At 62.8% G+C, this 12,950-nt stretch carries 11 protein-coding genes; 8 read left to right on the top strand and 3 right to left on the bottom strand.

The annotated features are described in order from the left end of the window. Nucleotides 1-11 precede the first annotated feature (11 nt). Complete coding sequence (locus tag ACKJSM_RS13895; protein ID WP_410237913.1) at nt 12-1,076, bottom strand: alpha/beta fold hydrolase; 1,065 nt, start codon at nt 1,074-1,076, stop codon at nt 12-14. A 211-nt stretch (nt 1,077-1,287) separates the two neighbouring features. After that, nucleotides 1,288-1,482 (bottom strand): PLDc N-terminal domain-containing protein, encoded by a 195-nt coding sequence (locus ACKJSM_RS13890; protein WP_039773123.1) that lies wholly within the window; start codon nt 1,480-1,482, stop codon nt 1,288-1,290. A gap of 166 nt (nt 1,483-1,648) precedes the next feature. On the opposite strand from ACKJSM_RS13890, the gene ACKJSM_RS13885 reads away from it, so the two are divergent. The 4 genes from ACKJSM_RS13885 to ACKJSM_RS13870 all read left to right on the top strand — a co-directional run bounded on the left by ACKJSM_RS13885 (nt 1,649) and on the right by ACKJSM_RS13870 (nt 4,248). Next, on the top strand, nt 1,649-2,485 hold the full coding sequence (locus tag ACKJSM_RS13885; RefSeq protein ID WP_410237912.1) for an AraC family transcriptional regulator: 837 nt from the start codon (nt 1,649-1,651) through the stop codon (nt 2,483-2,485). A 51-nt stretch (nt 2,486-2,536) separates the two neighbouring features. After that, nucleotides 2,537-3,133 (top strand): LysE family translocator, encoded by a 597-nt coding sequence (locus ACKJSM_RS13880; protein WP_410237911.1) that lies wholly within the window; start codon nt 2,537-2,539, stop codon nt 3,131-3,133. A 200-nt stretch (nt 3,134-3,333) separates the two neighbouring features. Next, entirely contained in the window at nt 3,334-4,029 is a 696-nt protein-coding gene (locus ACKJSM_RS13875) for a tRNA (adenine(22)-N(1))-methyltransferase (protein WP_410237910.1), read from the top strand. 54 nt (nt 4,030-4,083) lie between these two features. After that, the gene (locus ACKJSM_RS13870) at nt 4,084-4,248 is read left to right on the top strand and encodes a DUF2986 domain-containing protein (RefSeq protein WP_236182721.1); all 165 of its coding nucleotides are present in this window, start codon (nt 4,084-4,086) and stop codon (nt 4,246-4,248) included. Nucleotides 4,249-4,290: 42 nt separating this feature from the next. Here the strand turns inward: ACKJSM_RS13870 and ACKJSM_RS13865 are convergent, their stop codons facing one another. Next, nucleotides 4,291-6,669, bottom strand: a complete 2,379-nt coding sequence (locus tag ACKJSM_RS13865; RefSeq protein ID WP_410237908.1) for a DUF3772 domain-containing protein — start codon at nt 6,667-6,669, stop codon at nt 4,291-4,293. Between the two features lie 158 nt (nt 6,670-6,827). Here ACKJSM_RS13865 and ACKJSM_RS13860 point away from each other — a divergent pair, with 158 nt between their 5' ends. The 4 genes from ACKJSM_RS13860 to ACKJSM_RS13845 all read left to right on the top strand — a co-directional run bounded on the left by ACKJSM_RS13860 (nt 6,828) and on the right by ACKJSM_RS13845 (nt 12,935). After that, nucleotides 6,828-7,169 carry a hypothetical protein gene (locus ACKJSM_RS13860; protein ID WP_236182719.1) on the top strand — a complete coding sequence of 114 codons (342 nt, stop codon included), beginning with the start codon at nt 6,828-6,830 and terminating at the stop codon, nt 7,167-7,169. Between the two features lie 98 nt (nt 7,170-7,267). Continuing rightward, nucleotides 7,268-8,524, top strand: coding sequence for a TolC family protein (locus ACKJSM_RS13855; RefSeq protein ID WP_410237906.1), 1,257 nt, complete (start codon nt 7,268-7,270; stop codon nt 8,522-8,524). Further along, complete coding sequence (locus tag ACKJSM_RS13850) at nt 8,521-9,768, top strand: efflux RND transporter periplasmic adaptor subunit (RefSeq protein WP_410237905.1); 1,248 nt, start codon at nt 8,521-8,523, stop codon at nt 9,766-9,768. Before ACKJSM_RS13855 ends, ACKJSM_RS13850 begins: the two co-directional genes overlap by 4 nt. Continuing rightward, entirely contained in the window at nt 9,765-12,935 is a 3,171-nt protein-coding gene (locus ACKJSM_RS13845; protein WP_410237904.1) for an efflux RND transporter permease subunit, read from the top strand. Before ACKJSM_RS13850 ends, ACKJSM_RS13845 begins: the two co-directional genes overlap by 4 nt. Nucleotides 12,936-12,950 lie beyond the last annotated feature (15 nt).

The following is a 12,950-nucleotide window of genomic DNA, read 5'->3' as shown; positions in this document are numbered from 1 at the left end:
GGCGTGCGGCTTCAGAGGTGATCGGCGTCGATGATCGCCTGAGCGAAGGCTTTCGGGTCTTCCTGCGGCAGGTTGTGACCGATGCCGCCGTTGACCAGACGGAACTGGTATTTGCCAGTGAAGCGCTTGGCATAGTCCTCGGGCGCCGGGTGCGGGGCGCCGTTGGCATCGCCTTCGAGGGTGATGGTCGGCACGCTGATCGACGGTGCGGTGGCGAGTTTCTGCTCCAGTGCCTCGTACTGGCTTTCACCCTGCACCAGGCCCAGGCGCCAGCGGTAGTTGAACACGGTGATCGCGACGTGATCCGGGTTCTGCAACGCCTTGGCACTGCGGTCGAACGTGGCGTCATTGAACGCCCACTTCGGTGACGCCAGTTGCCAGATCAGCTTGGCGAAATCGTGGGTGTTCTTGCTGTAGCCGGCCTCACCACGGTCGGTGGCGAAATAGAACTGATACCACCATTGCAGCTCGGCCTTGGGCGGCAGCGGGTTCTTGCCGGCAGCCTGATTGCCGATCAGATAACCGCTGACCGACACCAGTGCCTTGACCCGCTCCGGCCACAGCGCCGAAACGATGTCCGCCGAACGCGCGCCCCAGTCATAACCGCCGAGCACGGCTTGCTTGATCTTCAGCGCATCCATGAAATCGATCACGTCACTGGCCAGCGCCGCCGGTTGACCGTTGCGCACGGTCTTGTCGGACAGGAAGTGCGTGTCGCCATAGCCACGGGCATACGGCATCAGCACCCGATAACCCTTGGCCGCCAGCAGCGGCGCGACGGCGTCGTAGCTGTGAATGTCGTAGGGCCAGCCGTGCAGGAGAATCACCACCGGGCCATTGGCCGGGCCGGTTTCAGCGTAGGCCACGTCCAGTACGCCGGCCTGCACATGCTTGAGCGGGCCGAAGGGCAGGTCGGCTTGCACACTGGCGGCTTCGGTCTTGACCGGCTCGGGGGCTGCGGTTTGTGCCTGGGCGAAGGCGCCGAATTGCAGCAGCGCGGTGGCTAGAATCGACAGGCCCAGCAGGCGACGACGGTTTTTTCCGGTGGTGACGCTGGCGAGTGGTGCGTGCTTCATGGCAAGTCTCCTTGTGATCGGCGAAGGCCGGGTTCTGGCTGAACCCTTCGAATCTGGAGTCCATTAAAGGCGGGTCACGTATCTGCGCTGTTTCCGTTTTCGCTCGCTGATGCGCGGGCATGTATCCCGGCGGCGTTCGTACACACTGCGATACAAACCTGCGGCCAACAAAAAGCCCCGAATGTTCGGGGCTCTTGCTTGCCTTGGGTTTTCAGGCCTGAGTAACCTGCTTGGGCCCGGCCAATGCCCAGGCGATCAGCCCGAACAGCGGCACAAACACGATCAATACGATCCAGACGCCTTTGTTGCTGGCTTTCCCCTCACTCTTGCGCACCCGGTTGATCGCCCACAATTCAATGAGCAAAAGAACGACGGCCAGTACGATCCACGTGGTTTCAATTTGCATGAGCTACCTCCTGATGGTCTTTGGCTTAGGCGGGCCGTGACACTCAGGGTTCATTAAATTTGCTGGATGGCCTGCCTGGCTCCCGTGCACAAATGTTCTAAACCCATCGGCAAAGTCGCGGTAACGTAGGCGTCCTAAACGACCCACACTGCCTTCGGAGCCTTGCGTGGACAAACGCAACTGGATCGAGCTGTCTCAGGATGCCGACACCGGGATCGAGTCGATTCGCGCCCATTTCCAGGGCCATGCCTATGATCCGCACTGGCACGACAGTTTTCTGGTGGGCGTCACCGAGCAGGGCGTGCAGCAGTTTCATTGCCGGCGCGTGCGTCATCTGAGTACGCCGGGCAAGATTTTCATGCTGGAACCGGGGGAGATCCACGACGGGCACGCGCCGACGCAGGAGGGTTTCACCTATTCCATGCTTTACCTCGACCCGCACTGGCTGGAGCGCGAATTGCGCGTGCTGTTCGAGCATGCGCCGGACAACAGCCAGCTCGGGTTCACCGTTACCCTGAGCCAGGATCCGCGCCTGTCCACGGCCATCAATCAGGCCTTCAACGCCCTGCATCAAGGCGACTTGCGCATCGTGCGCCAGACCGCCATCGACACCTTGCTCGGTGCGCTGACATCCCACCTCGACTGGCGCAAGCGCCAGCCGTTCGATCCGCGGCTGCCCTGGGTGGCCCAGGTGGCGCGGGACTATCTGCATGCGCACGCCTTCGAGGACATCGGGCTGGACGATGTGGCCCAAGCCTGCGGGATTGATCGCTTTCGCCTGACCCGAGCGTTCAAGGCCGCTTTCGGGCTGGCGCCCCATGCCTATTTGATCCAGCTGCGGCTGGCCCGCGCCCGCCAATTGCTGGCGCGTGGTGAAACACCCGCCACCGTCGCCAGCGCCCTCGGTTTTGCCGATCAGAGCCATCTCGGGCGCTGGTTCCGCCGTGCCTATCACCTGACGCCGGCGGATTACCGCAAGCGCTGCTCAAACCTTCCAGACTGAACCCCGCGTAACCGCGACCATGGCCTCCTGTTTTGATTCGGGAGTCCTGTCATGGAATCGTTGCTGCCTTTTCTGCTGTTTTCCTTCGTTGCCTCGATCACCCCGGGGCCGACCAATATTCTGGTGATGAGCCACAGCTCGCGACGTGGCCTGACGGCGACACTGCCGATCATTTTTGGTGCGTGTGTGTCGGCGGCGCTGGTGGTGTTGGTGGTCGGGCTCGGCGTGGGGGAAACCTTGCTGCGCTATCCCCGTGTGCAGCAGGCCATGGCCTGGGCCGGCGTGTTGTGGTTGAGCTGGCTGGCGTGGCAGATCTTTCGCAGCACGCCGCCGTCGTTGGAGTCCTCGACGTCGAATGATGACGGCTTCAACGTGTTCGGCGCCGCCGGCCTGCAATTGATCAACCCCAAGGTGTGGATGATGGCCGTCGCGGTGGTGAGTGTGTTTGGCGGCAACGGCGACGAGAGTGCGCGGATGCTGCTGTTGGCCTTCTTGTTTCTGTTGATCTGCCTGCCGTGCATGACGGCGTGGGCACTGCTGGGTGTGGGCAGCGCGCGGTTCTTTGGCTCGCCACGGGCATTGCGGCGCATGAATGCCGGGCTGGCGTTTTTGTTGTTGGTGTCGGCTTGGTTGACGGTGTTGGTCTAGCAGGGCCGATCATGGCCACTGTCACAGCCCTCTTGAATTCAACGCGTTATCCGACACAATCGCGTCCTGGTCCGGCCGGAGGGAGAGGGATCGATCAAAGTGATCTGGTCGCAGACATTTGAATTCCCCGGCGTATCCCCCCAGAATCGCGCCCCGATCCGGCCACCAGTGCCGGGCGTTCAGAGTGAAAGGGGTTGCGGTTGAACGAACAGACATTGTCCATGCGACTGGAGCGGGTGGCGGCGCACGTGCCTGCCGGTGCGCGGCTGGCCGATATCGGCTCGGATCACGGTTACCTGCCGGTGGCCCTGATGCGCCGTGGCGCGATCGCGGCGGCGGTGGCGGGCGAGATGGCCGAGACGCCGTTCCGTTCGGCGCAACGCACCGTGCGCGAAAACGATCTTGAGCAGCAGATCACCGTGCGCCTGGCCAATGGCTTGATGGCCGTCGAACCGGCAGACGGGGTTACGGCAATTACCGTGTGTGGCATGGGCGGCGAGACCATCCGCGACATCCTCGAAGCCGGCAAGGTGCGCCTCAGCGGCCGCGAGCGCCTGATCCTGCAACCCAACGGCGGCGAACAAGCGCTGCGCCAATGGCTGATGGACAACGACTACCGAATCCTCTGCGAAGAAGTGCTGCGGGAGAACCGCTTCGACTACGAGATCATCGTGGCCGAGCGGGACGGGCCAGTGGCGTATACCGCCGAGGAACTGTATTTCGGCCCGCTGCAATTGCAGGCGCGCAGTCCGGCGTTTGTCACAAAGTGGCAGCATCGGCTGCGGCACAAGCAGCAGACCCTGGCTCATTTTGGGCGGGCACGGCATGGCGTTTGCGAGCGCAAGGTGCAGGATCTGACGCAGCAAGTGCGCTGGATCACTGACGTGCTGGGGTGAAGCACGCCCAACGCTGATATCATCCAACAACTTTCAAGCAGGCCAAAAAACACCATGAACCGTCAGAAAAAACTGCAACAGCTCTTCAAGGAAAAATCCAGAAAGGCCAATGCCAAACTGGCCCCCAAGAGCAACAAGCCGAAGTACATCAGTAAGGCGGATCGACTGAAAATGGCGGTGGAAGCGGCTCCAGAGTCGATTGAAACCCCTGAGGCCTGATCAGGCAGGCGCGCAGCGATACAGACTCCATCAGGTTTTTCCTCAGGTACTCGACGGCTTTGCCAGTTCAATCCCCGCCGCCCCCAGCCGCTTGAGTATTTCGAACAACAGATCACTCTTGGTCGTCCCGACGATCCTCGGGCTCGCCACATACCCGGTCACCGTCAACGTAATCCCGTCCGGCGTCAGCTTGCTGAAACGCACGAACGGCGCCGGTTTTTCGAGGATGGTTTCGTGTTCCTTGTAGGTGTCGAACAGCAGGTTCTGCACTTGTTCGGGGTCGATGTCCAGCGGGAACATCAGCTCCAGCGTCGCCACGCCCTGGGCGCTGCCGCCGAGGGTGACGTTGCGCAGGTTCTGCGAGATCAGTTGCGAGTTGGGCACGATCACGATCGAGCGATCGCTGAGCTGGATCTCGGTGGCGCGCACGTTGATCCGGCGAATGTCGCCCTCGACGCCGCTGATGCTGATCAGGTCGCCGACCTTGACCGGGCGTTCAGTGAGCAGGATCAGCCCGGAGACGAAGTTCTTCACAATCTCCTGCAAACCGAAGCCGATGCCCACCGACAGGGCGCTGACGATCCACGCCAGGTTGGTCCATTGCACCCCCAGCGATGACAGGGTCAGCAGGATCACCACCGCATAACCAATGTTGGAAAACAGCGTGCTGAGCGAGGCGCACATGCCCGGATCCATGTCGGTCTTGGGCAGGAACTCGTTGTCGAGCCAGCGGCGCAGGGCGCGGATCAGGTAGATGCCGATCAGCAGCGCCAGCATGGCGTTGAGCAAGTGGCCGGGGACGATGTTCAGTTTGCGCAGGCCCGCGCCGCCGAGGATCGTGCCGATGTTGGTTGCCAGTTGGCCAAGGGTGGTGCCGATCCCGCCGACGAACAGAGTGATGACCGCCAGCAGCAACAGCGCGGCCCGACCGAATCCGGCCAGCAGGGTTGAAGCTTGTTCGAGGCGTCGGTCGCCGACGCCCAGCAACTGTTTCAGCGCCTTGCCGCTGGAATGGCGGGGCGAGAAGCAGTACTCGCAGCTGTCCTTGAGCAACTGCATCAGCAGGTAAAACCCGGAAAACACGATAAACGCCCACACCAGCTCGTAGGTGATGAACCGCGCCAGCGACACATACCCTGTCAGCAGGGTGCCGAACGACAGCACCATGGCCAGGGTGGCCACGGTGTAGACCACCCCGGCGAAGGTGTTGCCCGCCACTTGGGTGTCACCGGCTGCGGCCAGTGTTTTGCGCACCCTGCCGACGCGCATCAGCAGCGTGGTGATGATACCCAGCACCACCAGTGCAATGATGCCTCTGCCTGCGAGCACGATCTGACTGCTCATGCCGGCGGCATTGCTGACTTGCACCGCCGTCACCAGCACCAGCAGCGCCGCGGCGAGGATCCGCGCAAAGGGCTGCAGCGCGTTTGCCACCTCGTCGGCCACCGCGGGCAACCGCCACGACGGGTGCTCGGTGGACAGCAAGGCGCGGCTGAGCCCTGTGATCAGCACGCAGGCGTAAACGACCTTCTCGAACTCATCGGAAAACGTCGCCAGCATCGGTGGCAACGGTACGTGACGGGTGCAGGCATAGAACAGCAATTGCAGGGCGATGGCGGTGGTCGCCAGTGTCGCCAATGCCGAGGCGAACGCCAGCGAACTGCGGCGCAGTCGACCCTCCGGCATGCGATGGATGCACACCCACGCCAGCCAGCGGTCGGCCAGCCGCCGGCCCAGTGTCCAGACAACAAAGGCCAGCACCACCAGCAGGGCAGTGTAAAAGCGCTGGCCCGGTCGCCAGGCTTCGGCGCCGGTCTGTTGCACCTGTTCAACGAAAAAGCGCAGGCGCTGGCGGTCGTCCGCCGACGGATTGACAAGGGGAGCCCAGAAACCGGGATTCAGAATGCTGTGGGTGCTGAGGGTCAGTTCGCTTTCGAGCAACGTGCGGCGGATGCCGGTGATCTGGGTGATCAGATCCGTGGCGCTCTGCTTGAGGGTGGCGAGGTTCTTCAGCGCTGTATCGACTTTGGTTTTGTGCTCGATCAACGTCGCCCGTTGCGCCGCGATATCGGCTTGTTCGGCGGCGACCGCGTCGACCGGTGCGGCCCCGAGCACGCCCAGTTGCACGGTCAATTGCGCCTGCTGCGGCAACAGCGATGCCGACAGCCGATCAATGTCCAGAATGAACGCCTGCACTCGATCCTGCGGGCCTTCGAGCTGGTTGTAATTGTTGGCGGACGAGATCTGCTGCTTGAGGCCGTCGAGGCGCAGTTGCAGGGCTTGCAGATCGCTTTGCGTGACACCGGGGAGCGGGGCGCCGACATCGGGCGTGCCGGGCAGGTCGGCGGCCGATACCGCCACGAACCCTGAGCCGAGCAGGATCAAAGCGACGAACATCAATGACGTCAATGCCTTACGCATGGGGCTGGGCGGTTCCGGTTGATCACACAAACATTGAGGTTAGGTGATCGGGCGCCTGTTGCATCATTTTCTGCTGCTAATCCTGGCTTAATGCGTGTCCGGTGAGATCGCCGGGCAGCCGATTGTAGGCGCCCGTTTTCACGACTAGACTCCCGGCCATGAAACGCTATCTGCGGTTTTGTCTCGTTTTTCTGCTCAGCCTGGCGCTTCCCCTCAGCGGGATGGCGGGTGTGCAGGCGCCGACGGAACCCTGCCCGATGCAATCGATGGGCATGGCGATGATGGACGGCATGAACATGGATTGCTGCCAGGACATGAAAAGTCCTGTCGACCACGGTTCCCCCTGCAAGCCCGGCCAGGAGTGCAAGACCGGCGGCCTGCTGCAAGTCGCGACTCTCAAGCCGTCCGTCGCTGTGTTCAGGCCTGTGACGCATTCGTTCTTCAATGATTCCCTGCCCGTGACGGCCCCGTCCGGGGTCTGGCGACCGCCCCGCAGCTGATGCCTGTCTCCCCTTGAAGCTCATTCCGCCCAGGCGGAGTGATTTGGCTGTGCGCGTGTTTTCACCGCGTGCAGTGGACGATCACAGGAATCGTAAACATGACATACAAGTGCAATTGCACGGGTTGGCCTCTGGTGGCCGGCCTTGCGGCAAGCGTGCTCGCATGGCCGGGATTCGCTGCCGCGCTGACGCTCGATGAAGCGCTGCGGCTGGCGGAAAACAACGCGCCGTCGCTGACCGCACAGGATCAGAAAATCCAGGCCGCCAGCAGCGCAGCCATTCCGGCGGGCGAGTTGCCCGATCCCAAGCTGGTGCTCGGTTTGCAGAACTACCCGGTGGGCGGTCCGGATCGCTGGAGCGTCGATCAGGACTTCATGACCATGCAGATGGTCGGTTATCGGCAGGACATGCCCAACGCAGACAAGCGCAAGGCGCGCATCGAGGTTGCCGACGCCGCCATTGAACGCGCGGCGGCCGAACGCCGCGTCGAACGTTTGAAAGTACGTCAGGCGACAGCGATGGCCTGGATCAGCGGCTATTCGGTCGAGCGCAAAGAGGCGTTGTTCCAGGATTTGTTCAAGGAAAACCGCCTGCTGAGCGAGACCGTCCGGGCGCAGATCGCCGGTGGCCGTGCGCAACCTGCCGATGCGGTGACGCCAAAGCAGGAAGCGGCCCGACTCGCCGAGCAACAGGACAATCTGGCCCTCGAACGTACCCAGGCGCGAGCCGCGCTCAAACGCTGGATCGGCACCGCCGCCAACGACAAGCCCGAAGGCGGTTTGCCCGTGTGGCCGGTCGATGCTTCGATCTTCAATCATCACCTGCAACGCCACCCCGAACTGGCCGCCTTCGCCCCCATGACCCGCGAAGCCCAGGCCAGGGTGCAAGAGGCGGTGTCCGAGAAAAAGTCCGACTGGAGCTGGGAGGTGGATTACCAGCATCGGGGCCGCGAGTTTGGCGACATGGTCAGCGTGCAGTTTTCCTGGGATCTGCCGTTGTTTCCCGAGACGCGGCAGAACCCGAAAATCGCTGCCAGACAGGCCGAAGTCAGCCAACTGCAAGCCGAGCGCGAGGCCCTGTCCCGCGAATACACCGAACAACTGGAAAACCAGTTGGCCGACTATCAGCGCCTCGATCGGGCCGTGCGCCGCACCGAGGAAAGCCTGGTGCCGCTGGCCAGAGAGAAAGTCGATCTGAGCCTGGCCAGTTATCGCGCCGGGCAGGGCGATTTGAACGCGGTGGTCAGCGCCCGCCGTGAACTCATCGAGGCCCGCCTTAAACAGATCGACATGGAAGAACAGCGCGCGCTGACCGCTGCGCGTCTTCATTTCGCTTATGGGGAGACCAGCCTGTGAACCTTAAACAATGGAACGGCGTGTGGCTGGCCGGCCTCGCGTTGGCGGTGGGCGTGGGTGGCGGTTACGGATTGGCCTATCAGCGAATGAATGGAGTAACGGCTTCAGCCCCTGCGCCGAGCACTGAGCCCAAGGCCTTGTACTGGTATGACCCGATGTTCCCGCAGCAGAAGTTCGACAAACCGGGTAAGTCACCCTTCATGGACATGCAACTGGTGCCACGATACGCCAGCGGCGGGGAGGGCAGTGCCACCGTCAGCATTGATCCGGGGCTGAGTCAGAATCTGGGGCTGCGTGTGGCGCCGGTCAGTCGCGGCGCCTTCACGTCGAGCCTCGATGTGAGCGGTGTGCTGGCGTTCAACGAGCGCGATGTAGCGGTGATCCAGGCGCGTACCAACGGGTTTGTCGAGCGGGTCTACGCCCGTGCGCCGGGGGATGTGCTCACGGCGGGTGCGGCATTGGCAGACATTCTCGTGCCGGAATGGACGGCGGCCCAGAGCGAGTTTCTGGCGCTCAAGCGCAGCGGCGATGCCGATCTCATCGCGGCGGCGCGCCAGCGGTTGCGACTGACCGGGATGCCAGCAAGCCTGATCGCTCAGGTCGAGCGCAGCGGCAAGGTGCAGTCCGAACTCACGGTCACCAGCCCTTTGGGCGGTGTACTGCAAGAGCTCAACGTGCGGGCGGGCATGACCGTGGCGACCGGTGAAACCCTGGCACGGGTCAATGGGCTGAACAGTGTCTGGCTCGCTGTGGCGGTGCCGGAATCGGAGACTGGTTCGGTTGCCGTGGGACAGGCCGTCGAAGCGCATCTGCCGGCTTTTCCCGGCACAGTGTTTAACGGCACCGTCAGCGCGATTCTGCCGGACACCAGCCCGGACAGCCGCACTCTGCGCGTGCGGGTCGAGCTGTCCAATGCCAATGGCCGATTGCGGCCGGGGATGACGGCGCAAGTGCGGCTGAACCGGTCGACCGGACAGAATCATTTGTGGGTGCCGAGCGAAGCAGTCATTCGCACCGGCAAGCGTGCCCTGGTCATGCTCGCCGAAGAAGCGGGGCACTATCGCCCGGTGGAGGTGCGGCTCGGCCGGGAAAGCGACGGCAAAACGGTGATCCTCGATGGCCTGACTGAAGGGCAGAGCGTCGTGACGTCGGGACAGTTCCTGCTCGATTCCGAGGCCAGTCTCAAGGGCATCGTCGCCGAGCCGCTTGAAGCGGGCGGGAACGTTTCGGGGAGCCAGCCATGATCGCCGCGCTGATTCGCTGGTCCGTCGCCAATCGTTTTCTGGTGCTGCTGGCGACACTGTTTGTCACGGCCTGGGGTGTGTGGTCGGTACAGAGCACGCCGATCGATGCGCTGCCGGACCTGTCCGATGTGCAGGTGATTATCCGCACGCCGTACCCCGGACAGGCACCGCAGATTGTCGAGAACCAGGTGACCTATCCGCTGACCACCACCATGCTCTCGGTGCCGGGGGCAAAAACCGTACGCGGTTATTCGTTCTTCGGTGACAGCTTCGTGTATGTGCTGTTCGAGGACGGCACCGATCAATACTGGGCGCGCTCGCGGGTGCTGGAGTACCTGAGCCAGATCCAGAGTCGCCTGCCGGCCGGTGCCAAACCGGCGTTGGGCCCGGATGCCACCGGCGTTGGCTGGATCTATCAGTACGCATTGGTGGATCGCAGTGGCGGGCATGATCTGGCGCAGCTTCGGGCGTTGCAGGACTGGTTTCTCAAGTTCGAACTCAAGACTCTGCCCAACGTCGCCGAGGTCGCCACTGTCGGCGGCATGGTCAAGCAGTATCAGGTGCAGCCCGATCCGGTGCGGCTGGCCAGCCTCGGCATCACCCTGGCGCAAGTACGCGAAGCCATCGGCAAGGCCAATCAGGAAACCGGTGGCGCTGTGCTGGAAATGGCCGAAACCGAATTCATCGTGCGCGCTTCCGGCTACCTGAAGACGCTTGATGACTTTCGGGCGATCCCGTTAAAACTCAGCGTGGGTGGCGTGCCGGTGACCCTGGGCGATGTCGCAACGATTCAGATCGGGCCGGAAATGCGTCGGGGCATCACTGAGCTGGATGGCCAGGGCGAAACCGTCGGCGGCGTGGTGATCCTGCGCAGCGGCAAGAACGCCCGCGAGACCATTGCGGCGGTCAAGTCCAAACTCGATGACATGAAAAGCAGCCTGCCGCCCGGCGTGGAGATCGTCACCACCTACGATCGCAGCAAACTGATCGATCGCGCCGTGGAAAACCTCAGCCACAAACTGCTCGAAGAGTTCATCGTCGTCGCGCTGGTGTGCGGGATCTTCCTCTGGCATTTGCGCTCTTCGCTGGTGGCGATCATCTCGTTGCCGGTGGGCGTGCTGATCGCCTTCATCGTGATGCGATATCAGGGGCTGAACGCCAACATCATGTCGTTGGGCGGGATCGCCATCGCCATTGGTGCGATGGTCGATGCGGCGGTGGTGATGATCGAGAACGCCCACAAGAAAATCGAGGCGTGGCACGCGGCCCATCCGGGGCAGGTGCTCAAGGGCGAGCGTCATTGGCAGGTGATGACCGACGCGGCGGCGGAAGTGGGGCCGGCACTGTTTTTCTGTTTGCTGATCATCACGCTGTCGTTCATTCCGGTGTTTACCTTGCAGGCCCAGGAAGGGCGGCTGTTCGGCCCGCTGGCCTTCACCAAGACCTATGCCATGGCGGCGGCAGCGGGGCTGTCGGTCACGCTGGTACCGGTGCTGATGGGCTACTGGATTCGCGGGCGGATTCCGGATGAGCGCCACAACCCGCTGAACCGCTGGCTGATCCGGATCTATCAGCCGGCGCTCGATAGAGTGTTGCGCCGGCCGAAATTCACCTTGCTGGCGGCATTGCTGGTGTTTTTCAGCGCGGCCTGGCCGATTGCGCGGCTCGGTGGCGAATTCCTCCCGCCGCTGGACGAGGGCGATCTGCTGTACATGCCTTCGGCCTTGCCGGGATTGTCAGCGCAAAAAGCCGCGCAACTGTTGCAGCAGACCGACCGCCTGATCAAAACCGTGCCCGAGGTCGAGCACGTGTTCGGCAAGGCTGGCCGCGCAGAAACCGCCACCGACCCGGCACCGCTGGAGATGTTCGAGACCACTATCCAATTCAAGCCCCACGATCAATGGCGTCCGGGCATGACTCCGGAAAAACTCGTGGAAGAACTGGATCGCGTGGTGCGCGTGCCGGGCCTGACCAACATCTGGATTCCACCGATCCGCAACCGCATCGACATGCTTGCCACCGGGATCAAAAGCCCCATCGGCGTGAAAGTCGCCGGCAACAATCTGGCCCAGATCGACGCCGCGACCCAGGCTGTCGAGCGGGTGGCCAAAAGTGTGCCCGGTGTCAGTTCGGCACTGGCGGAGCGCCTGACCGGTGGTCGCTACATCGATGTGGATATCGACCGCAACGTCGCCGGCCGCTACGGGCTGAACATCAGCGATGTGCAGTCCATCGTGGCCGGTGCCATTGGCGGGGAAAATGTCGGGGAAACCATCGAGGGGCTGGCGCGGTTTCCGATCAATATCCGTTACCCGCGAGCGTGGCGTGATTCGCCCGGCGCCCTGGAGCAACTGCCGATCTACACGCCTTCGGGCAGCCAAGTCACCCTCGGCATGCTGGCGAAGATCAAGGTCACGGACGGCCCGCCGATGCTCAAGAGCGAAAATGCCCGGCCGTCCGGCTGGGTGTACATCGATGTGCGCGGACGGGACATCGCTTCAGTGGTGGCCGATCTGCGTCGCGCCGTCAGCGAGCAGGTGAAATTGCAGCCCGGTATGAGCCTGAGCTATTCGGGGCAATTCGAGTTTCTGGAACGGGCCAACGCGCGGCTGAAACTGGTCGTGCCGGCCACGCTGCTGATTATCTTCGTGCTGCTCTATCTGACGTTCGCTCGCGTCGATGAAGCGCTGCTGATCATGGCCACGTTGCCCTTCGCATTGAGCGGCGGTGCGTGGTTCCTGTATCTGCTGGGCTACAACCTGTCGGTCGCCACCGGGGTGGGGTTTATTGCGCTGGCCGGGGTTTCGGCCGAGTTCGGCGTCATCATGCTGCTCTACCTGAAAAACGCCTGGGCCGAGCGCGAAGGCCTCGGCGACCACTCCGAGCGCGGGCTGGTCGCGGCGATTCGCGAAGGCGCCGTGCAACGCGTGCGTCCCAAGGCGATGACCGTAGCCGTGATTATTGCCGGCCTGTTGCCGATTTTGCTGGCCAGTGGCACCGGCAGTGAAGTCATGAGCCGTATTGCCGCACCCATGGTAGGCGGCATGGTCACGGCGCCACTGTTGTCCCTGTTTGTCATTCCGGCGGCGTATCGCCTGATGCGCCGTCGACAGTTGCCCGTGGAAAACAAGTCACCTGAAAGCGACGCTGCTTCCATCCAGCCATAACCCGGTGACGAAAAA

Source organism: Pseudomonas sp. PHC1, from assembly GCF_046487845.1.
In the GTDB taxonomy this organism is placed as follows: domain Bacteria; phylum Pseudomonadota; class Gammaproteobacteria; order Pseudomonadales; family Pseudomonadaceae; genus Aquipseudomonas; species Aquipseudomonas sputi.
This window is presented reverse-complemented; position numbering and strand designations above follow the sequence as displayed.